The organism is Barnesiella sp. ET7 (assembly GCF_024733785.1).
Classification (GTDB): Bacteria; Bacteroidota; Bacteroidia; order Bacteroidales; family Barnesiellaceae; genus Barnesiella; species Barnesiella merdigallinarum.
Window position 1 is genome coordinate 49,849 of record NZ_JANRHM010000009.1, and the last position, 21,804, is coordinate 71,652.

The following is a 21,804-nucleotide window of genomic DNA, read 5'->3' on the forward strand; positions in this document are numbered from 1 at the left end:
ACAGCGAAGAGGGGAAACCGTCGGTATAACCGATCGGGTTCCCCTCTTCTGAATATCAGCTACGGGTACATTGTACCTCTGTATTCTCTGCTACAACATCGATTACTTGCCGCTTCCGTACTGTTTCTCGATTAGCTTCTCGGCCTCTTCCTTCAAGTTCTGGGCCTGCTTCTCGGCCTCCTCGACCAGCTTCTTGCCGGCTGCCTGAGCAGCTATCTTGGCCAACGGATTCGAGGCTTTTTCCACCAGTTTCTCACTCTCGGACTGGGCGGTTGCAATCAGTTTGTTTCCGACATCCTCGGCCTGTTTGCGAATAGCGGCCTTCTGGGCCTCCACATCCTCAGCATCGACACCCAGCACTTTCGAAGCGACCGTACTGGTCACCACATTCTTCACCACCTCCTCGGTATTCAGCTTAATCGAAGGCTTCGTAAAGGTTCCCCCGATGGTAGCCGATACGTTGCTCAAGGCGCCGGCTCCAGGAATATTGATTTTGGCCGTGTAGTCGATAGTCTGGTCGAGCCCGGTGACACCCGAGAGGTTCATGGTGATGTTGCCCATCTTGATGTCGAAAGGCGAAGTCTTCACCTTGCCGTCGGCTATGGCAAAGGAGATTTTCAAATCCTTGGCCTCGATGTTGCGCAACTTGTCGTTCTTCAACAGGGTTGCCAACTGGCTGAACACCTCGATATTCTGCAACTGTATATCGTTCGACTGGATAACACCTTGAGCCGTCAAAGTATTCAGGTCGGGCGACATCTGGCTGTCGAGGGCCGACTTCAAATCGAATTGAACCGAATAGGTTCCGCCCGTTTTGGCAAATATGGGAACAATCTGCTTCACCATATCGAGTTGATCGAACGTCTTCTCGAACGAGGCTTTCTGTATATCGAGGTCGAAGTTGACTTGCGGCTGCAATGCGTTCTGGGCCGTCGAATAGGTACCGTTGGCCACCATCGTACCGCCGAAGGCTTTCAAGCTGAGCGGAGTCATGCGCACGGCCCCGTCGGCTACGACCAGTTTGCCCTTCACCTGCTCGAGCACCATCTTCTGGAACAGAATCTTGTTGAACGAAGCGTTCAGGGTCATGTCGATATTCTTGGGCACCTCGATGGCCGAGAGGGCTGTCGTATCGGCCTCGGCCGTCGGCTCTTCGGTCGTTTCGCTCTCGCCCATCAGTTCGTTCAAATCGAGCAGCGACGAGGTAACCGTTAGGGTACCCTTTATCGTCTCGTCCTTCAATACATAAGCCAGATAGTTGGTGAGTGAGCCTTGGGCCTGCAGGTCGCTCTGCCCTACCTTCACATCAAGTTGCGAGAGCGACATGGCCTTGGCCGAAATCGAGGCTTGAGCCTTCTTCACCGCTACGGCAGGCATTCCCTTCATGGTCAGGTCCATGTCGGCAATCGAGAAGGTACCTTCGCCCTGTATCTTTTCGTAGTTCTCTTTTTCAATATCCGACATGCGTCCGGCCAGGCGCAAATCGGCAGTAACGATACCGCTCAGACTGATTGAGTCGCCCAGCGGATAAATATCCTTGACTTTACCCAGATGTACCGTACCTTTAGCCGTAGCCTTGAAATTCAAATCGGAGATGGGCGTGGCGGCATAGAGCGTAGCCTGGAAGGGATTGCCGGCCATATTGAGCCGGAAGTCCGACAAATCGATGATTGTCTTGTCCAACACACCGCCGGGATTGCTCACGGTAGCGGCTATCTGAATACCGTTGACCGAGGCAGGCATCCCTTCGTAGCTGAAAGTGGCATCTTTCACACCCAGCGTAAGGCCGAATTGCGGTACCGTATCACCCACCATGCGGCCCTTGGCAAAGGCTGTGAGCGACATGTTGCCCGTGGTGCGCAACTTGTCGAAATTGTTTTGGTAGATGGCCGGTATCAACGACAATATCTCTTTGAAGTTGATTTCGGGCGTGTTTATCTTCAGGTCCATATCCATGGCCCCGTTGTCGAGCATGGCCACCCAACCGTCCAGGTTCAAAGTAATTGCATTGAGGCTCAACGAATTTTCCTTCAAAGTAAACTTGCTGTTCTTCAAATCGGCCGATACCGTCAACTTGGCTTCGGCCCGGGCCTGTTTCAGATAAGAGGCACCGCCCATGGCAAAATAGATATTCTCGCACGAGAGCTTGCTGTCTATATCGGTCACGTCGGCACTCATGTCGCCCGAGAGTTTCAGGTTCAACTTGTCGGTATAGAACTGCATCTGGGTCGAATCGTCCAGATAGACAAGGGTGGCATCGATAATCTTGAAGTGTTTCAGTTTCAGCCTGAAAGCCGACGAACTCTCCTCCTCGACCGTATCCTCCTCGGCCACGGTATCGGGTTTCATGATATCCCAGTTTACCCGCCCGTCGGCCAGCTTCACAGCCTTGACGGACGGCCGGTCGAGCACGATGTAGTTCACATCGAAACCCTCGTCGCCGAAAAGGCTCATCACATTGACAGCCACATCGATAGAGCGAGCCGATACCAACGTATCGCCCTCGAAGTCGCCTACGCCCGAGAGGGAGAGCCCATTCAACTCGATCGAGGCACTGGGGAAATGCGAGAAGAGGCTGATGTGAAGCGACTCGAAGTCGAGCCGGGCATTCAACATCTCGTTGGCCTCCTTCTTTACAATGTTCATCACTTTGTCTTGGAAAGCAAAGGGCAAGACAAACATCAATACCAAAATTGCCGCCAGGGTTATGCCGGTAATTTTCAAACCTTTTTTCAGACTTTTGTTCATCATGGTCGCTATTATTGGTTGTTCTGTTGTCGTTTCTCACGCAGCTCCTCGGCTATGGCCCAGTGGCGGGCAGCCATGTCGGGCATATCGAGTTTGATAAAGGTATCGCCCAGGCGGTCGTGTGCCGTGGCATGGCCCGGTTTCTGCTTCACGGCCTTGGCAAAATCGGAGAGTGCCGAGTCGTAATCGCCCTGCTTGTAGCGCAACTTGCCCCGGTTGTAGAGGGCCTTGAAGTTGAGCGGGCTCAACCGCACGGCCTCGTTGTAACAGGCCATGGCCTCGTGCTCGTCGCCGCTGTCCTCGAGCGTAATGCCCTTGCGCACCCAGGCATCGACCATCGTCGGGTCGAGCGACAATGCCTTGTCGAAGTTGGCCAAAGCCGCCCGCACATCCTTCGCTTTGGTGATGCACTCGTTGCCCAGCAGATAGTACTCCCGGGCATATTGGCGCAGCACCGCATCCTTATCGGCCAAAGCCTGTTGCAATTCGCGATTCCGGGCCCTCAACTGATTTATCACATCCAACTTGCGGCGGATATAGCGCTGGATTACCGGCTTCTCAATGTCGTACCGGGTGTGAATGGCTTTGAAAAACGATTGCAGCATGAGGTCGAAATCGCCTTCGTCGAAGGCTTTCACCGTATCGGCATACAGGCGGTCGGCCTGGGCCAGCTTGAGCGACTGCTCGATGAGCGCCGGGTTGTTGAACTCCCGGCTGAACCGCACAATATCGGAGTTGACAAAGATGTCGCGGTGCATGATAGGCTTCTTCAGGACAATCCCCTCCAACGACTTGCATCGGCTCAACGCCACATAAGTCTGCCCGCCGGCAAAGGCTCCGCCGGTAAAGTCGACAACCACCTTGTTGAAGGTCAACCCCTGGCTCTTGTGCACCGTAATGGCCCAGGCCAGCCGGATGGGAAACTGCACGAAAGTACCCAGCACATTCTCCTCGATACTCTTCTCTTTCTCGTTATAGGTATACTTGATATTCTCCCACACACAACGCTCCAACTCATACAGTTCGCCCGACTCGAGCACGACCTCGATTTTCTCGTCGGGGGTAATGTCCGACACGATGCCTATCGTGCCATTCACCCACCGGCGTTCGGGATCGTTTTTGATAAACATGACCTGAGCCCCCTTCTTGAGGACCAAATCGAGCAGCGTGGGCAAACTTCCTTCCGGGAAATCGCCTTTGATTTCACCGTGAAAAGTATGCTCCTCGCCCGGCAGACGAGCCAGCCGGTTTTCGTTGATATAGTCGACCTGGTCGCGACGGGTTGCCAGGGTAATCGAGAAATCATCCTGATTGCCATCGTATTGCGGTATATAGCGGCTGTTCAGTGTTGTGAGCTCTTCGCGAGTAGCCGTGTTGTTGCGTATCTTGTCCAGAATCTCGACAAAGCGGCTGTCCTGCTGGCGGTAGACCGTCTGCAACTCGATAGGCACCAGGGCCATCTCGTGGAACACCCGGGCCGAAAAGAAATAGGCATTGGGATAGAAGCGGCCCAGAATATCGCGCATGTCGGCCGTCACCACCGGCTCCAACTGATAGACGTCGCCCACCAGCAGCAACTGCTTGCCACCGAACGGCAGGCGCATGTTGCCCGAATAGACGCGCAATACCCGGTCGATGAAATCGATCATATCGGCCCGCACCATCGAAATTTCATCGATGATAATCAGCTCGACCTCACGCAAGAGCTGGCGTTGCTTTTTGTTGTACTTGAGCAGGTCGTAGATGCGACCGCCGGTCAGACTCAAGTCGGGATCGTCGGGCAGCATGGGCCGGAACGGCATCTTGAAAAACGAATGGATGGTGCTGCCGCCCACATTGATGGCGGCCACTCCCGTAGGAGCCAGCACAACATGCTTCTTCTTCACATGCTCGCACACATACTTCAAAAAGGTAGACTTGCCTGTGCCGGCTTTTCCGGTAAGGAATACCGACTGATGCGTATAGCGAATAAGGCTCAAGGCATCTTGAAACTCTTTATTCGTTGTATCTATGGTGGGCTGCTTGTCCATGAGGGCATTTCTGTTTTTCGACTCTTTTTCAAAAGTAATAAATGGCAGAGAGACAAAGGGAGACTTCCGTTTTTCATTCGTCCATACCCTGCCAACTACGACCTTCTATCCAAAGGTAGCGATTTCTTTTTATATAAAAAAATTATTGCCGTCCGATAAATCAGAACTGCACAGACCTTTAAACACAAAGGGAAAGTGGAGTATATACTGCTCGTTGAAGAATACAAGAAAAAAGGGAGAATCGTTCGGCATCGAGTCGATAGATTTTTCCTTTTTATATTCTCTCTGTTCTTTTTTATTGTTGTAGTTAGAGAGCAAGGCTGAGAATTGGATATTACAGATTTGCAGATGGTTTAAGCAATGCTCAACGGAATAAATTATATATTCCTTTGCTTATAACTAAATAGGACATAATCCGTATATTTGCGATAAACAAAAGAAAACATAATATGAACATGAATACACACGCATTTGGACTTCTTCTGCTGATCACTTTCTTTGCCACAAGTTGTAGTCATCAAGGCACGGGCCATCATCGTGAAAACGGCTGGTATCGCATTATAGACGGACAAACAGACAGTATCGCTTCCACTCCTATCATTACGGTAAAAGAATTTACCGATTTGAGATTGGACGAAGATTATTTTGGGAAAAGCGTGATAATAGGAAATGTAAGTAAACATAAATTGCAAGCGTGGTCCGATTCGACAGAACAGCTGGTAGACAAGCGAATGGGATTTGTATTCAATGATTCCGTAATTACCGCGCCTCGTATAAATATGAGATTGGAAAGTGGCACATTCCAAATAGCGACAAATAAGAATTATGATATGAAGTCACTATACAGAAGTCTGTTAAAAGAGAAGAAAGATTCTTTGGATGCTTTGTTCAAAAACAAAGGCTGGGAAATAGACACCCTTTTTTACAACCGCTTGGGACAGGTTGAACAGGATTCAATCATAAACTCTTTGGATTATAATGATGCTTGTGCCATCATAGTGGGCTTTGAGAGATAATTGGTCAGTAAGTTTCTGGAACTTAACTTATTTGTGCTGACATTTAGCGTATGCAACGCATTGTTCCCGTCTGGACGGGCCGTTGAAGAATATAGACTTCTGTTTAAGAATACAATAAAGGGAGAATCTTTCGGTATCGGACCGGAGGGTTCTCCCTTTAATCAATTTGAAATATTTAGAGGGAATATTTCAGCTCTTCTATTCTTTACAGTCTATATTCATCCATATTGAAATCTCGGGCGCATCATATTCTACATCTTTCTCTTTACCTCCGAAGTTTAATAGCAATTGGTCTCATGTAACGTATAACAACCACACGAATTTCTATTACTCATTAAAGAAAAAGGGATATATTTTGATGGTTAATAAATAGATATATAGCCTCTTCAGGTCCTGAATTTTAGTTGATTTTCGACTATTGATTCGTATAAACACTTATTGCTAACCCTCAAAAAAACGAAAGGACGCTTCAAAACGAAACGTCCTTTCAAAAACTGTTTTTCTGCCGGTCAGAACTTCACTCCCATCGTCAAGGCAAACGAATTGTTGTGGTCGGTTAGCGTTGATATTTGAGGCGAAATAGCCAACGCCTGATTGATGACACCGGGATCGAAGAGGTCGTCGGAACCCGAAGGCAGCGGAGAGAAGGGGAAAAGCTCGCTGCGACGATAACGGTGCATATAGGCAACATCGACATAGACATTGGCAAAACGGTACCCAAGCCCTACGGTAAAGTAGTTGGTCTCCCGGTCGAGGGTAAACATGGTCAGGGTCCCGGCAGTAGGAATCTCATGTCCCGACCTGTACTCCGATTTCACAGGAGACGTTTGGTAGGCATAGCCCAACCGAGCACTAAACTGCGGAGTAATGCGATATTCGCCACCCACCTTGAAAGTATGCACGGGAGAGAGCATCTCGGAAATTTCGTTGTTTGTATTGTAAAACATGTCAATTGTATAGGGATCGTCGAACGACATGTTGTTATTGGCCGTATACTCGTAGTCGAAACTCAGAATACCACCCTGCCCAAACACGTAGGCAGCACTGGCAATCATGCGCCAAGGCGACTCAAACTCGTAGCTGTAACTTCCGTTAGGCGTCTCGGCCAAATCGTTATACGAGGTCCCGCTACGGTCGAAATTATATTTTACGGCAGCCGAATAGGTATCGGTCATTTTGTAATAGTTGGGGGTATGGAAAGCAAAACCCAACCGGAAGTTATTGGTTGCCCGCATAATCACACCCAAGTTGGCCTTGATACCCGAGCCGTTGGTGTGCAAGGCATTCTGCATGAGATACCAGCCATTGGTATTGGCGCTGCTCACCGAGCCGTTATCGTCGGGCAGATAGCCCCCGGTAAAGTTCTCGCCATATCCGCTCTGTATGTCATACGAAAAGTCGGTAACCGCAACTCCGATACCCCAGTAGAAGACATCGTAGATATTACCGCCGATGTTGAAGTTGTACTCGTCAATCGAGCCTTTCTCCCGCACATACAGGTCGCCGGTAGCCGAAGTCCCGCTACCCACGACACTGCTCCAGGTATTTGAGCTCTTTGGGTTAATCAGGTACGACTGATAGCCCAGCACATTGAGCCAGGGGCTGCTGTCGTAAGGGTCGAAACTGGAATTGTTGCTCGACGCCAGATTGTCGACCGAGATTCCATCGGAGAGTTTGGCGATATACCCCGACAGCGAATTGGCACCCGAGATATTGGCATAGCTGGTTTTGTATGAGCGGTCGAACGACTTCTGCTTGTTGTAGGCAAAGCCGAAATTCAGATTCTTCAGGGCCTCCTGATTGAAACGAACGGTCCAGACAAAACCGAAATTGTTGCACGAGAATTTGAACTTACTGTCGGAGTAGTTATTACCGGCAGTATTCACCGTGCTCACCTGATTCGAAAAGTCGATGGTGGCGGCAATGTCGGAGTTTCTATAGACACCGATACCGGCCGGATTCTGGCCCAAGGTCGTTATATCGCCGCCTAATGCGCCGAAGGCTCCGGCCATGCCCATATACCGGGCCGTACCTCGTATATCTTGTTGTGAATATTTCAAGGCATCGACCACGCCTTGACCAAAGAGCATGGAGCTGCTACAAAGAGCAACTCCAGCCAAAGCATATTTTACCGTTTTCATATTGTTCTTACTTGATGATTCACGTCTTGCTTATCTACGACCTCCACGGCCTCCTCCACTGGATCCCCGCGAAGAGGTACCGCTGCTTCTTCCCGACGAAGAGGATGGCGCCGAATAGCTACCCGAAGAGCGACGGCTCGACGATCCGCTCGAGAAGCTCGAGGAACGCCCCGAAGTCGAGGAGTTGCGATTGAACGAAGAGCTTGAGCTCGAGCTGTTGCCCCGTCGGCTGGTACCGACAGTACCACTGTTGTAACCCCTGTTATAGCTGTTGCTCGAGGAGCTCGGACGGGTATTGATTGTCGTCTGTCTGCGACTTTGAGTCGTCGACGGAACCGATACCGAGCTCGACGACGAACTGGTGCCTCGGCGAGAAGTATTGGCAGAGCCGAAACTATACCCACGATTCGAATTGGAGCTGGAGCTATTGCTGATGACCGTTCCCCGGTTGGTGCGAACACCATTTACAGAACTGCTGCCATTCGACGATGAAGAAACACTGGTCGTTGCTCGGCGACTGGTCGTAGTCGACGCCGAAGTCGAAGCGGTACCCACCGTTGCCCGACGTCCGGTAGTCGTCACCCCATTGCCCGACGATACGATATTACCGCCATAGCGATTGGGCTGACGCCCGTTGGGAGTATATTGCGGACGTGCCGGAGCATTCCACCCGTAGTAGGGACGATGGTAGTAGTAGGGCGAATAGTAGTGATGGTGATGGAAATAGGGACTGTACCACGAGTTCCATCCCCAATAGCCACCCCAGTAGCCGCCCCAACCGTAGTAGTAGGGATCATATCCCCAACCAAACCGCCACGGGCCCACACTCCAGCGCCACGACCAACTGGTATAGGAATAGGGTGTCCACATGTAATCCCAGTACCAGGGATTCGTCCAGGTGGGAGTTACCCAAGCATAGTTGTCCGAAATGTAGACATTCCAGTCGTTATTGTCGAGGAAATAAATATCGGAATAGAAGGGATCGCTTACCGACACCACAAACTTGGGGTTGTGGAACCGACGAATACGCAGGGCATACTCATAGTCCGAAGCCGATCCGTTGAAACCATTCAGGTAGTAACCGTCATCGCCATTCTCGTCGACAATATTATACTCGACATAATTTTCCTGTTGATTGGCTGCCAACTGATCGAGGGTCACCTCCGGAGCCGAACTGCCTCGACGATTGTACTCGTCGACATCGAAGAACTGTTTGTCGGCAGTCATCACCAACGTCTTCTTCACAACCGTATCCGAAGCTGCCCTGACGGCGGCAGCCTGCGCAGCTTTCTCCTTTGCCTTTTGCTCTACAATCGGATTCTTATCATTCGGATTATAATAAATATCATCTTCGATTACATACGAGCTTGCCCTGGCAAAGCTCACCCCAAGCATCGGCAATATAATCAACAGGGCAAATCTTCTTGTTTTCATAACCACTTCTCCTTAGTTTAATTACTCTATTGATTGATTCTATAATTTATCCATTAGACTTTTCTTTCAAAAAATAGTTTAACGGCCTTTCTACTAAAAGAAACTAAAAAGCCGATAAATACTGCATACAGTTCTCTTAATTTTCTACAAATATACTCTTTTCCTGCTTATAAGAAACACCCACAAAAGGATTTAACGCACTTAAACAAAAAGCGCTCACCTCCGATAGAGACGAGCGCTCGATGCAAAACAGCCTGTCGGGAACCGTCATTGAGCCTTAGGCCGTAACGAATAGCCGAAAAGGATAAGTGTGATACCCCAGTAGAGGAAGGCTGCGGCACATAAAAAGACAATCGAGAAGGTGGCCATGAAAGGCATCGACAAAAACAGGAATCCAAGAACGAGCAGCAACAGACCGTTGATGAGATAGACCCACCAGTACCGGTGCGTAGAGGTCATGGCAAATGCCGAAGCCAGATTGGAAATACCCTTGTACAGGAATATGAATGCAAAGAAGAAAGGTAACACCGTTTCGCTGAACGAAAGATTCCCCACCAAAATGAAACCAATGAGTATGTCGATGACACCCCCGGCCAACCACCAGCCCCAGCCGCGCACCTTACGCTTTACATTGTTCGATACAATGAGCTGCACAACACCAAACAAAATCAGCATCCATCCCAACAGCATGGAGAGCACTTCATAGCCCAGTGTCGGCTGCGACCAAAGCCACAAGCCGCAAGGTATCATCAATAACCCGACTACAATCAGGGCCCACCAATATTTGGTTTTGCCCCAGAAATACATGGTTGAAATATCCATCATAGCAAATAGTTGTAATTAAAATTATAGATTCACACAAACTACAACTATAACAGTCGGGATACCGCATTTGTTCCGGGTTTTACATTTTCAGATAAAAATCACGGGTAAGCGACACATAGTCTGTTGTGTAGCCCGAACCCCGCTGTTCGATAGCCATGGCATGGGTCTGCAAAGGCCGGCGTGCCCTGCCCCACTCCGACAGCAACCGTTTGGGTGCTCGCCCCGCGATACCCGACACATAGGTGAACCGGGCCGGATAGAAGCCGTGCAACAGGGCCACAAAGGTGAGATGCTCCTCCAAATCGGCCGGTGAGATAAGCGACACACGTCCGCCCGGCAACAGCAGCGCAGCTGCCCCCTCGAACAGAGTCTCGTAGTCGAGCGTACCAGTGTGCCGGGCCCTCTCCCGACGGCTGTCGGGCGGCAACAACGACTGCACGAAATAGGGCGGATTGGAGAGAATATGGTCGTACCGCGGCCGGGTGTATCGGCCGAACCAATCACCGAAATCGGCCTTATAGATTGTGACACGGTCGCTCCAGGGCGACAGTCCCGCATTCAGAGCCGCATCGCAGGCAGCCCCGAAATCCAGCTCGACGGCGTCGATACAAGCCGCCGAGCGTTGAGCCGCCATGAGAGCTATCAGCCCGGTGCCGGTCCCCACGTCGAGAATGCGCTTGGCCTCTCCGATGCGACACCAGGCCCCGAGCAACACCCCATCGGTACCTACCCGCATGGCGGCACGCTCCTGATAAATCGTAAACTGCTTGAATTTGAAAAAAGAATTTGCCATATTGCTTTGCTTTGGGCATGCAAAATAAACAAAAAAACATAATAATTTCGACAATGCCCTCTTATTTGCGTAACTTTGGCACGCCTGTTGCAGGATAACATAAAATAAGAGACAGGGGAAGACTATGCTTGCAACAGAAGTATGGCTACCTGCCAAAATGTCAATATGGAACCAAACACCTAAGAATAAGAACAAGTTTATGATCTGCGAAAACGACGAAAATACACCTTCGATTATGCCACTGTTTACCGAAATATCCGGACAAAACGATTCGGAATGCAAGACGTTAGACACCAAAGGATTGCCTATTCTCGCCTTGCGCAACATGGTATTGTTCCCGGGAGTAGCCATCCCGGTGAACGTAGGCCGCCCCAAGTCGCTGCAACTGGTCAAGGATGCTCAGAACAACCATACCCCCATCGGCGTGGTATGTCAGCGCAATGCAGCCGTTGAAGACCCGGGGCGCGACGACCTGTACGAGGTGGGTGTAATCGGCGAAATCATCAAGATACTGGAGATGCCCGACGACAGCACGACCGTGATTCTGCAGGGTAAGATGAAGCGCTTCAAAATCGACGAAGTGACCGAGACCTTCCCCTACATGCGTGCCAATGTGTCGCTACTCGACGAAATCATGCCCGAACCCGACGACAAGGAGTTTGAAGCGTTGGTATCGGCCATGAAAGACCTGACCTTCGACTTGCTGAAAAACATCGGCGAGCAGGCCAAAGAGTTGATTTTTGCCATTCGAAATATCGACAATGCCCACTACCTCATTAACTTCCTGGGAGCCAATATCCCGCTGACAGCTGCTCAAAAACAGGAACTGCTGGGTATCGACAACATGAAGGCCCGCCTCTTCAAGCTCTACGAGATGCTCACCCAAGAGGCGCAACTGCTGCAAATCAAGGCCGACATCCAGTCCAAAACCCGCGAGGACCTGAACCAGCAACAACGGGAACACTTCCTGCAACAGCAGATACGTACTATCCAGGAGGAGCTGGGCGGCAACATGCAGGACCAGGACATACAGGAGTTGCGCGAACGGGCCGAAAAGAAGAAATGGGATGCCAAGACGGCCGAGATTTTCGAGAAAGAGATGCGCAAGCTCGAGCGGCTGCACCCGCAATCGCCCGACTTCTCGGTGCAGTATACCTACCTCGACACGCTGCTCGAGTTGCCGTGGAACGAGTACACGCAAGACAACTTCAACCTGAACCACGTGCAGAAACAGCTCGACAAGGACCACTACGGTCTCGACAAGGTGAAAGAGCGCATCATCGAACATCTGGCCGTGCTGAAGCTGCGGGGCGACATGAAATCGCCCATCATCTGCCTCTACGGACCTCCGGGCGTGGGCAAGACCTCGCTGGGTAAATCCATAGCCGAGGCACTGAACCGCAAGTATATACGCATCTCGTTGGGCGGTCTGCACGACGAGGCCGAGATACGGGGTCACCGGCGCACCTACATCGGGGCCATGCCGGGCCGTATTATCCAGGGACTCATCAAGGCGAAGAGCTCCAACCCGGTATTCGTGCTCGACGAAATCGACAAGATAGGTAACGACTTCAAGGGCGACCCGGCTTCGGCTCTGCTCGAGGTACTCGACCCCGAACAGAACAACGCCTTCCACGACAACTACATCGACATCGACTACGACCTGTCGAAGATTCTGTTCATCGCTACGGCCAACAATCTCAACACCATATCGCAGCCCCTGCTCGACCGTATGGAGCTGATCGACATCAGCGGATACATACTCGAGGAGAAGGTCGAAATCGGCCGCCGGCACCTGGTACCCAAGCAACTCGAGAACCACGGGTTGAAAGAGGGCGACGTAGTCATCCCCAAAAAGGTGATGGCTGCCATCGTCGACCAGTACACCCGCGAGTCGGGCGTGCGCGAGCTCGACAAGAAGATAGCCCGCATCATGCGGAAAATCGCCCGCATGAAGGCCTCGGGCAAGGAGTACAACCACACCCTCACACTCGACGACCTGCACGAGTATCTGGGGGCTCAGGAGTACAACCGCGACAAATACGAGAACAACGACTACGCCGGTGTCGTAACCGGTCTGGCCTGGACGGCGGTAGGCGGCGAAATACTCTTCGTAGAGTCGAGCCTGAGCAAATCGAAGGGCGAGAAACTCACCCTCACCGGCAACCTGGGCGACGTGATGAAGGAGTCGGCTGTCATTGCCCTGCAATACATCAAGTCGCACGCCTCGCTGCTGGGTATCGACGAAGATGTATTCGACAAGTGGGCCGTGCACATCCACGTACCCGAAGGCGCCATCCCCAAAGACGGACCCTCGGCCGGTATCACCATGGTCACCTCGCTGGCCTCGACTTTCACCCAGCGTAAGGTGAAAGACCACTTGGCCATGACGGGCGAGATTACCCTGCGGGGCAAAGTGCTGCCCGTGGGCGGTATCAAGGAGAAGATTCTGGCAGCCAAACGAGCCGGCATACGCGATATTATCCTCTCGGAGGAGAACCGCAAAGACATCGAAGAGATTAAGGATACCTACCTGAAAGGGCTCACCTTCCACTACGTGAAGAATATCGAAGAGGTGTTGAAGATTGCCCTCACCGACGAGAAGGTAAAAAATGCCATAGAGATTAAATAAGGATTACAGTATGAAAGAGTGGAAAATAACCGAAGGATATAAAGTAAAGGAGGGCGAAGTCTCGTGGGACGAACTGAAACGTACGGCCGAAAAGACTCCCGAAGAGCGTCGCCCGGCACACCGCATCGTGGCGCTCGACGGCTACGGACTGAACCCCGGCGACCTGTCGTGGGAAAAGATTGAAGCGTTGGGCCACTTCACCGTCTACGACCGCACTGCGGTCGACGAGATTGTGGAACGGGCCGCCGAAGCCGACATCGTGCTCACCAACAAGACACCGCTCAGTGCCGCGACCTTGGACAAGTTGCCCCGGCTGCGCTACATCGGGGTGTTGGCTACGGGATACAATATCGTCGACATCGAGGCCGCCAAAGAGCGCGGTATCGTAGTCACCAACATACCGTCGTACAGTACCGACTCGGTGGCTCAAATGGTATTTGCCCATATCCTCAACATAGCCAGCGACGTGGCTACCCACTCGCAGAGCGTAAAGGCCGGCGACTGGGCCCGCTGCAAAGACTTCTGCTACCTGAAGAGCCCGGTATTCGAGCTGGCCGGCAAGGCCATCGGCATCGTCGGGTTCGGACACATTGGCAGTGCCGTGGCCCGCATCGCCCACGCATTCGGCATGAAGGTACTGGCCAAGACCTCCAAGAGCCGCGAAGCCCTGCCCGACTACGTCACCCCCGTCGACTGGGAAACCCTGTTGGCCGAGAGCGACGTCATCACGCTGCACTGCCCTCTCACCGACTCGACCCGCAACCTCGTCAATGCCGACGCCATCGCCCGCATGAAACCGACGGCTATCGTCATCAACACGGGGCGCGGTCCGCTGGTCAACGAGCACGACCTGGCCGAAGCCCTGAACTGCGGCCGCATCAAGGCCGCCGGAGTCGACGTTCTGTCGCAGGAGCCGCCGCGGCCCGACAACCCGCTCGTTGCTGCCCGCAACTGCTACATCACCCCGCACATTGCCTGGGCCACCCTCGAGGCCCGCGAGCGGTTGATGCAGATTGCTGCCGACAACATACGCCAATACATCGCCGGGAACATCGTCAACCAGGTAAACCGCTAATCGGTCCGAACAAGATAAAAGGCCCGCTACTCACCCCCATGTGAGCCGCGGGCTTTTTGCATACCTGCTTGTCCGTACACACGAGCCAACAGGACCAAACCGCCACACACTCACAAGACTACCGCTGTTCGACTCTTGTACAATTTGAAAGCATCCAAACCGGGGCAACAAGAAAATTCAAGAAAAATTCGAGACAATTTATCGTCCTTTACAAAAGAATATATAAATTTGTAAGGTACAAACGCTGTTGACCTGATACCTATGAGATATATCGCCCTGCCGGACCAAACAGTGCGCCGCCTGTCGTTCTACCTGGCTATGGAAGAATACATAGCCCGTACGCGAAGCGGCGAAGATTGCTTCTTCATGTGGCAGGTAAATCCTACCGTTATTTTTGGCCGTAACCAGTTGATGGAGAATGAAATAAACATGGACTACGTTCGCTCGCACGGCATCCAGTACTATCGCCGCAAATCGGGCGGAGGCTGCGTCTATGCCGACTTCAGCAACATCATGTTCTCCTACATCACCGACGACTTCAACGTCAGTTTCACCTTCGACCGCTACCTGCAACTCATCGCCCGCACCCTGAACAAACTGGGCGTGCAGGCCTTGGCTTCGGGACGCAACGACATCACCGTCGACGGCAAGAAGGTGTCGGGCAACGCGTTCTACCGCGTGGGAGGCCGCAGCATCGTACACGGCACCATGCTCTTCGACACCAACCTCGAAGACCTGGTTCTCTCCATTACCCCCAGCAACGAGAAGCTCATCACCAAGGGGGTGGAGTCGGTGCGCAAGCGGGTGACCAACCTCAAGGAGTATCTCGACATCGACATCAAGGAGTTCAAACGCTTCATGCGCACGTCGCTCTGCGACAGCGAGGAGTGCCTTACCCCCGACGACATCACCCGCATCGGCGAAATCGAAAAGGAGTACCTGAAAGAGGAGTGGATTCTGGGTAACAACCCGCGCTACACGCTGGTGCGCCGCGGCTACGGCTCGGCCGGTGAGATAGAGGCCCGTATCGAAATCAAAAACGGCATCGTCAAGGCGCTGAACCTCATGGGCGACTACTTCCCGATAGGCGAAATCGACGAGTTCCTCGACCGCTTCCGCGAGGTGCCCTTCACCCGCGAAGCCTTCGACCGGGTGCTCGACGATACCCCCATCGAGCGCTACATACACCGGCTCGACCGGGCGGCCTTTACCCATATTTTATTCAACGAGCAGAAATAGATTTTATCATAAAAAACACCTGTTGACTATGGAAGATATTTTAAAAACGTGCCTGCATCAGAAACACCTCGATCTGGGTGCCAAGATGATGCCTTTCGGCGGATTTGACATGCCTATTGAATACACCTCGATTATCGAGGAGCACAATGCCGTACGCCACGCCGCCGGCATATTCGATGTGTCGCACATGGGCGAGATACTCATTACCGGCCCCGACAGCGAGCGCTACATCAATTACATTTTCACCAACAACATACGGGGTGCCGAGCCCGGGAAAATCTTCTACGGCATGCTTCTCTACCCCGACGGCGGTACCGTCGACGACCTGCTGGTCTACAAGATGGGCGACGAGCGCTTCTTCCTCGTGGTAAACGCCTCGAACATTGCCAAGGATTACCAGTGGATTGTCGAGCACAGCGCCGGCTACAACCTGAATATCGAAAACCTGTCGGACTACTACGGCGAAGTGGCCGTGCAGGGGCCCAAAGCCGAAGCCTGCATCGAAGAACTGCTGCACCTCGAGGTAAAGGATCTGCAGTTCTACACCTGCAAGGAGATTGAGTGCGACGGCGAAACCATCATCGTTTCGCGCACGGGCTATACCGGCGAAGACGGTTTCGAGATTTACGGCAGCCACGCCTTCATCAACAAGGTATGGGATGTGCTGGTAGGTTCGAAACAGGTACTGCCCTGCGGACTGGGTTGCCGCGACACGCTGCGCTTCGAGGTAGGACTGCCGCTCTACGGTCACGAACTCGAAAAAGACATCACCCCCATCGAGGCCGGCCTGGGCATGTTTGTCAAACTCGACAAGGACGATTTCATCGGCAAAGAGGCTATCGCCCGCCAGAAGGCCGAAGGTGCCAAACGCAAAATCGTGGGCATCGAACTGGCCGACAAGGCTATCCCCCGCAGCGGCTACGAAGTCTATGCCGACGGCAAGGTGATAGGCCACGTCACAACCGGCTACAACTCCATATCTACCGGCAAGAGCGTGTGCATGGCCCTTATCGACAGCGCCTACGCCGCCCTGGGTACCGAGGTAGAGATTCACATCCGCAAGAAATTCTTCAAGGGAACGGTCGTCAAGAAACGCTTCTACGAAAAGAACTATAAAAAATGATTTATTGACAAACCTAAAAATAACAAGATTATGAGTACAGTATTGGACGGACTTTATTATTCCGAATCACACGAGTGGTTAAAAGTTGAAGGCGAATTCGGCTACATCGGTATCACCGACTATGCCCAACACCAACTGGGTAGCGTAGTATACGTAGACCTGCCCGAGGTAGACGATGAGCTGAACCAGGGCGAAGAGTTCGGAGCCGTCGAGAGTGTGAAAGCTGCCAGCGACCTGCTGTCGCCCATCAGCGGAACCGTCGTAGAGATTAACGAAGCGCTGGAAGACAAGCCCGAACTGTTGAACGAAGATGCTTTCAACAACTGGATCTGCAAGGTAACGATAAGCGACCCCGAAGAGTTGAAAAACCTGATGGACGCCGAGGCCTACAAAGCTATTTGCGAATAATCGACGGAGGAGGATAAGTACATGTACAAATATTTCCCGCATACCGAATCGGATATTGCCGAAATGCTGGAGCGGATAGGCGTCGCGTCGCTCGACGATCTCTACGCCGAAATCCCCGAAAGCATTCGCTTCGACAAAGACTACAACCTGAAGAAGTCGATGTCGGAAGACGAGGTACGTAACTATTTCAAGGAGCTGGGCAACCTGAACCACCCGCTCACCGTCTTTGCCGGCGGCGGAGCCTATGACCACTACTCTCCCTCGGTCATCGGACAGCTCATCGCCCGCTCGGAGTACCTCACGGCCTACACCCCCTACCAGCCCGAGATTTCGCAGGGAACCCTGCAATACATCTTCGAGTTCCAAAGCATGATGTGCGAACTCACCGGCATGGAGTGCTGCAACGCCTCGATGTACGACGGCGCCACCGCTACGGCCGAGGCCATGCTCATGGCCATCGCCCATGCCAAGAAACGCAACAAGGTAATTATCTCGCGCACGGTGAGCGAACGGGTGATTGCCGTCGTAGAGACCTACGCCCGTTTCCACGGCGTGACGCTCGACTATATTCCCGAGAATGATGGCGTGACCGACAAGGCCGCCATGGAACAGATGCTCGAGGCCAACGACGTGGCCGGTGTCATCGTGAGCACCCCCAACCGCTACGGCATCATCGAGGACTTCACCGGCTTTGCCGAGAGCACGCACGCCCACAAGACTCTCTTTATCGTCAACGCCGACCCCTCGGCCATGGCCGTGTTGAAGACGCCCGGCGAATGGGGTGCCGATATTGCCTGCGGCGACGGTCAGTCGCTGGGCATGCCGTTGAACTTCGGCGGTCCCTACGTGGGTTATCTGGCCGCCTCGCGCGACCTGGTGCGCAAATTGCCGGGCCGTATCGTAGGCGCTACGAAGGATGTCGACGGCAAACGGGCTTTCGTACTCACCCTGCAGGCTCGCGAGCAGCACATCCGCCGGCAGAAGGCCAACAGCAACATCTGCTCCAACCAGTCGCTCATGGCGCTGTATGTCACCATCTACATGGCTCTCATGGGCAAACGCGGTTTGCAGGAGGTCAACGAGAAATCCTATGCCGGGGCACACTACCTGTGCGACAAGCTGCTGGCTACGGGCAAATTCTCGCTCTGCTTCGACAAACCCTTCCTGAAAGAGTTCGCCGTACGCACCACCCTGAACCGGGAGACGCTGATGAAACATCTCGAAGAGAAAGGCTTCCTGGCCGGTATCCCCGTCGAAGGAACCGACGACACGATACTCTTCTGCGTAACCGAAAAACGCACCCGCGAAGAGATTGACAATTTGGTTTCACTAATCGAACAGGAGGGATAAGCCATGAAGTATTACAACAAACTGATATTCGAAATTTCAAAACCGGGACGCGTAGGCTACTCCCTGCCCCAATCCGATTTCGGCAACTATTCGCTGGCCGACCTGCCCCAGACACTGCGGAGAGAGACTCCGGCCGAATTGCCCGAAGTGAGCGAACTCGACGTAGTGCGCCACTATACCAACGTATCGAACAAGAACTTCGGTGTCGAGACCGGCTTCTATCCGCTGGGCTCCTGCACCATGAAGTACAACCCCAAGATAAACGAAGAGATGGCTGCGATGCCGGCCTTCACCACGCTGCACCCGCGGCAGAGCGAAGAGTCGGTACAGGGTGCCCTGCGGCTCTACTACGAGTTGGCCCAGGCATTGGCCGAGATTTCGGGTCTGGCCGAATTCACGCTCAACCCCTTTGCCGGTGCTCACGGCGAGCTGACCGGTCTGATGCTCATGCGTCAGTACCACATCAAACGGGGCGACCTGAAACGTACCAAGGTCATCGTACCCGACAGTGCCCACGGCACCAACCCGGCCAGTGCGGCCGTGTGCGGCCTGGAGATTGTCGAGGTGCCCTCGACCCCCGAAGGAACCATCGACGTGGCCAAGCTCGAACCGCTGCTCGACGACACGATTGCCGGTATCATGATGACCAACCCCAACACGCTGGGTATCTTCGAGAAAGAGATTCCCCAGATTGCCAAGCTGGTACACGGATGCGGCGGTCTGCTCTACTACGACGGAGCCAACCTCAACCCGCTGCTGGGCCGTTGCCGTCCCGGCGACATGGGCTTCGACATCATGCACATCAACCTGCACAAGACCTTCTCTACCCCGCACGGCGGTGGTGGTCCCGGTAGCGGCCCCGTAGGTGTGGCTGCCGCCCTGGTCGACTATCTGCCCCGTCCCCGCGTGGTGAAACACGGCGACCGTTACGCCGTCGAAGGGGGTGCCGACAGCCTGGGCAGCGTATCGGGTTTCTTCGGCAACTTCGGGGTGATGATGCGGGCCTACGCCTATATCCTATCGCTGGGTAAGGAGCATATCAAACATGTGGGCGAACTGGCCACACTCAACGCCAACTACGTGAAAGAGTCGTTGAAAGATTGCTACTACCTCCCCATCGAGGGCATCTGCAAGCACGAGTTCGTATTCGACGGCCTGCTCGACAAGTCGACCGGCGTCACTACACTCGACGTGGCCAAACGTCTGCTCGACTATGGATACCATGCGCCTACCATCTACTTCCCGCTGCTGTTCCATCAGTCGATTATGATCGAGCCTACCGAGACGGAGTCGAAAGAGACGCTCGACGAGTTTATCGAAGCCATGCGCACCGTGGCCCGCGAAGCCATCGACGACCCCGAAATGGTGAAGAGCGCTCCGCACGTGACACCCGTACGCCGACTCGACGAGACGACCGCAGCCAAGAACCCCATCTTGCGCTTCAAAGATTTGAATTATTAAAACCTCACCTTTACGGAGACCGGGAAGGCGCCCTGCGCTTTCCCCTCTCCGTTTTTTATTTCTTACATGCACATGAACAGCGATATTATCATCATCGGAGCCGGCCCCGGCGGATACGAGACGGCCCTGTATGCTGCCAAGAAGGGACTGAGCGTCACCCTGTTTGAAGAGCGCCGGGTCGGAGGCACCTGTCTGCAAGAGGGGTGTATCCCCACCAAATGCTTCTGTCGCAGCGCCGAGGTGGCCGACACCATTGCCCACTGCGAGGCGATGGGTATCGGGGCGACGGCTCCCACCGTAGATATGGCACGTGTCGTAGCCCGCAAAAACGAAGTGGTGGCCCAACTCACCGCCGGCATCGAGTTTCTGTTGAAAAACGAACTCATCACCTGCATACCCGAGCGGGCCGAACTGCTCGACGCCCACACCGTGAAGAGCGCCTCGGGCGAGACCTATACGGCCCGGCACATACTCATAGCCACCGGCTCTACGGCCAAGATTCCGCCCATCGCGGGGAGTGACCTGCCCGGGGTAGTCACCTCGACCCAACTGCTCGACATCGACCACATACCCTCGCGGCTCTGCATCGTGGGAGCCGGTGTCATCGGGCTCGAGTTCGCCTCCATCTTCCGCAGCTTCGGCAGCGAAGTCACCATGCTCGAGTTTGCCAAAGAGATTCTGCCCAACTTCGACACCGACATCAGCAAACGGCTGAAACAGGTTCTCTCCAAGCGGGGCATCGAGTTCTTCAACCAGGCCGGTGTAAACTCCATCGAGTCGACCGGCTCGGGGCTGACCGTCCGCTACACCTGGAAAAACCAGGAGCACACGGTCGAGGCCGACACGGTATTGATTGCTACCGGCCGGGCCCCTCGCGTCGAAGGGCTGGGACTCGACACCGTGGGCATACACTACTCGACCAAAGGCATCGAGACCGACGACAACCTGCAGACCAACGTGCCCGACGTCTATGCCATAGGCGATGCAAACGGCCGCTGTCTGCTGGCCCATGCCGCCTCGTTCCAAGGCCGCAAGGTCATCGACCACCTGCTGGGCCAGGAGAGCGGCATCGACCTCAGTATTATTCCCTCGGCCGTATTTACCCACCCCGAAGCCGGTATGGTGGGACTCACCGAAGAGGAGTGCAAACAGCAGGGCATCGCCTTCACGGCCAAGAAATCGCTCTTCCGGGCCAACGGTAAGGCGGTGAGCATGGGCGAGCCCGACGGGCTGTGCAAACTCATTGCCGACGAAAACGGCCGCATCATCGGCGGCCATATCTTCGGGGCCCACGCTGCCGATCTGATACAGGAGATTTCGGCCCTGATGAACCGCGCTACCACCGTAGCCCAACTGAAAGAGATGGTACATGCACACCCCACCCTCTCGGAGGTGCTGCAAGAGTGTGCCCGGGAATTTTAGGGAATCCCCCTACTCCACAGGATAACGAAAGAGGCTGTATCTATCTTGGATGCAGCCTCTTTCCGTATAAACGTACATAATCGTTCCACCCGAGAAAAGCATGGGTC

Annotated in this window: 15 protein-coding genes; 9 read left to right on the top strand and 6 right to left on the bottom strand. The window is 53.5% G+C overall.

Annotation, left to right across the window (positions count from 1 at the left end; genetic code table 11):
- Positions 1-102: 102 nt before the first annotated feature.
- Together NW211_RS07435 and NW211_RS07440 are read right to left on the bottom strand one after the other, a co-directional pair.
- Complete coding sequence (locus NW211_RS07435; RefSeq protein ID WP_258327440.1) at positions 103-2,751, bottom strand: AsmA-like C-terminal region-containing protein; 2,649 nt, start codon at positions 2,749-2,751, stop codon at positions 103-105.
- Positions 2,752-2,759: 8 nt separating this feature from the next.
- Positions 2,760-4,778 carry a tetratricopeptide repeat protein gene (locus tag NW211_RS07440; RefSeq protein ID WP_258327441.1) on the bottom strand — a complete coding sequence of 673 codons (2,019 nt, stop codon included), beginning with the start codon at positions 4,776-4,778 and terminating at the stop codon, positions 2,760-2,762.
- Between the two features lie 449 nt (positions 4,779-5,227).
- Here NW211_RS07440 and NW211_RS07445 point away from each other — a divergent pair, with 449 nt between their 5' ends.
- On the top strand, positions 5,228-5,794 hold the full coding sequence (locus NW211_RS07445) for a hypothetical protein (RefSeq protein WP_258327442.1): 567 nt from the start codon (positions 5,228-5,230) through the stop codon (positions 5,792-5,794).
- 509 nt (positions 5,795-6,303) lie between these two features.
- On the opposite strand, the gene NW211_RS07450 is transcribed toward NW211_RS07445, so the two are convergent.
- The 4 genes from NW211_RS07450 to NW211_RS07465 form a co-directional block, all read right to left on the bottom strand.
- Positions 6,304-7,935, bottom strand: coding sequence for an OmpP1/FadL family transporter (locus NW211_RS07450; protein WP_258327443.1), 1,632 nt, complete (start codon positions 7,933-7,935; stop codon positions 6,304-6,306).
- A 30-nt stretch (positions 7,936-7,965) separates the two neighbouring features.
- Entirely contained in the window at positions 7,966-9,369 is a 1,404-nt protein-coding gene (locus NW211_RS07455; RefSeq protein WP_258327444.1) for a hypothetical protein, read from the bottom strand.
- 267 nt (positions 9,370-9,636) lie between these two features.
- Positions 9,637-10,194, bottom strand: a complete 558-nt coding sequence (locus NW211_RS07460) for an HdeD family acid-resistance protein (RefSeq protein ID WP_241147778.1) — start codon at positions 10,192-10,194, stop codon at positions 9,637-9,639.
- A 79-nt stretch (positions 10,195-10,273) separates the two neighbouring features.
- Positions 10,274-10,987, bottom strand: a complete 714-nt coding sequence (locus NW211_RS07465; protein WP_258327445.1) for a tRNA1(Val) (adenine(37)-N6)-methyltransferase — start codon at positions 10,985-10,987, stop codon at positions 10,274-10,276.
- A 157-nt stretch (positions 10,988-11,144) separates the two neighbouring features.
- Here NW211_RS07465 and lon point away from each other — a divergent pair, with 157 nt between their 5' ends.
- From lon to lpdA, 8 genes are all read left to right on the top strand, one after another.
- Entirely contained in the window at positions 11,145-13,619 is a 2,475-nt protein-coding gene (lon, locus tag NW211_RS07470; protein ID WP_375379582.1) for an endopeptidase La, read from the top strand.
- A 10-nt stretch (positions 13,620-13,629) separates the two neighbouring features.
- The gene (locus tag NW211_RS07475) at positions 13,630-14,694 is read left to right on the top strand and encodes a D-2-hydroxyacid dehydrogenase (protein ID WP_258327447.1); all 1,065 of its coding nucleotides are present in this window, start codon (positions 13,630-13,632) and stop codon (positions 14,692-14,694) included.
- A 261-nt stretch (positions 14,695-14,955) separates the two neighbouring features.
- Positions 14,956-15,933, top strand: coding sequence for a lipoate--protein ligase (locus tag NW211_RS07480; RefSeq protein ID WP_258327448.1), 978 nt, complete (start codon positions 14,956-14,958; stop codon positions 15,931-15,933).
- A 28-nt stretch (positions 15,934-15,961) separates the two neighbouring features.
- Positions 15,962-17,056 (top strand): glycine cleavage system aminomethyltransferase GcvT, encoded by a 1,095-nt coding sequence (gene gcvT, locus NW211_RS07485; RefSeq protein WP_087407350.1) that lies wholly within the window; start codon positions 15,962-15,964, stop codon positions 17,054-17,056.
- Positions 17,057-17,086: 30 nt separating this feature from the next.
- Entirely contained in the window at positions 17,087-17,464 is a 378-nt protein-coding gene (gcvH, locus tag NW211_RS07490; protein ID WP_087407349.1) for a glycine cleavage system protein GcvH, read from the top strand.
- A gap of 21 nt (positions 17,465-17,485) precedes the next feature.
- Positions 17,486-18,814 (top strand): aminomethyl-transferring glycine dehydrogenase subunit GcvPA, encoded by a 1,329-nt coding sequence (gene gcvPA / locus NW211_RS07495; RefSeq protein WP_087407348.1) that lies wholly within the window; start codon positions 17,486-17,488, stop codon positions 18,812-18,814.
- Positions 18,815-18,817: 3 nt separating this feature from the next.
- Positions 18,818-20,275: an aminomethyl-transferring glycine dehydrogenase subunit GcvPB gene (gene gcvPB, locus NW211_RS07500; protein ID WP_258327449.1), complete on the top strand. Its 1,458-nt coding sequence runs from the start codon at positions 18,818-18,820 to the stop codon at positions 20,273-20,275.
- A 72-nt stretch (positions 20,276-20,347) separates the two neighbouring features.
- Positions 20,348-21,697, top strand: a complete 1,350-nt coding sequence (gene lpdA / locus NW211_RS07505; RefSeq protein ID WP_258327450.1) for a dihydrolipoyl dehydrogenase — start codon at positions 20,348-20,350, stop codon at positions 21,695-21,697.
- Positions 21,698-21,804 lie beyond the last annotated feature (107 nt).

Coding starts and splice junctions, on each gene's coding strand:
- NW211_RS07435 (WP_258327440.1), bottom strand. CDS start 2,751: ATGATGAACAAAAGTCTGAAAAAAGGTTTGAAAATTACCGGCATAACC.
- NW211_RS07440 (WP_258327441.1), bottom strand. CDS start 4,778: ATGGACAAGCAGCCCACCATAGATACAACGAATAAAGAGTTTCAAGAT.
- NW211_RS07445 (WP_258327442.1), top strand. CDS start 5,228: ATGAACATGAATACACACGCATTTGGACTTCTTCTGCTGATCACTTTC.
- NW211_RS07450 (WP_258327443.1), bottom strand. CDS start 7,935: ATGAAAACGGTAAAATATGCTTTGGCTGGAGTTGCTCTTTGTAGCAGC.
- NW211_RS07455 (WP_258327444.1), bottom strand. CDS start 9,369: ATGAAAACAAGAAGATTTGCCCTGTTGATTATATTGCCGATGCTTGGG.
- NW211_RS07460 (WP_241147778.1), bottom strand. CDS start 10,194: ATGATGGATATTTCAACCATGTATTTCTGGGGCAAAACCAAATATTGG.
- NW211_RS07465 (WP_258327445.1), bottom strand. CDS start 10,987: ATGGCAAATTCTTTTTTCAAATTCAAGCAGTTTACGATTTATCAGGAG.
- lon (WP_375379582.1), top strand. CDS start 11,145: ATGTCAATATGGAACCAAACACCTAAGAATAAGAACAAGTTTATGATC.
- NW211_RS07475 (WP_258327447.1), top strand. CDS start 13,630: ATGAAAGAGTGGAAAATAACCGAAGGATATAAAGTAAAGGAGGGCGAA.
- NW211_RS07480 (WP_258327448.1), top strand. CDS start 14,956: ATGAGATATATCGCCCTGCCGGACCAAACAGTGCGCCGCCTGTCGTTC.
- gcvT (WP_087407350.1), top strand. CDS start 15,962: ATGGAAGATATTTTAAAAACGTGCCTGCATCAGAAACACCTCGATCTG.
- gcvH (WP_087407349.1), top strand. CDS start 17,087: ATGAGTACAGTATTGGACGGACTTTATTATTCCGAATCACACGAGTGG.
- gcvPA (WP_087407348.1), top strand. CDS start 17,486: ATGTACAAATATTTCCCGCATACCGAATCGGATATTGCCGAAATGCTG.
- gcvPB (WP_258327449.1), top strand. CDS start 18,818: ATGAAGTATTACAACAAACTGATATTCGAAATTTCAAAACCGGGACGC.
- lpdA (WP_258327450.1), top strand. CDS start 20,348: ATGAACAGCGATATTATCATCATCGGAGCCGGCCCCGGCGGATACGAG.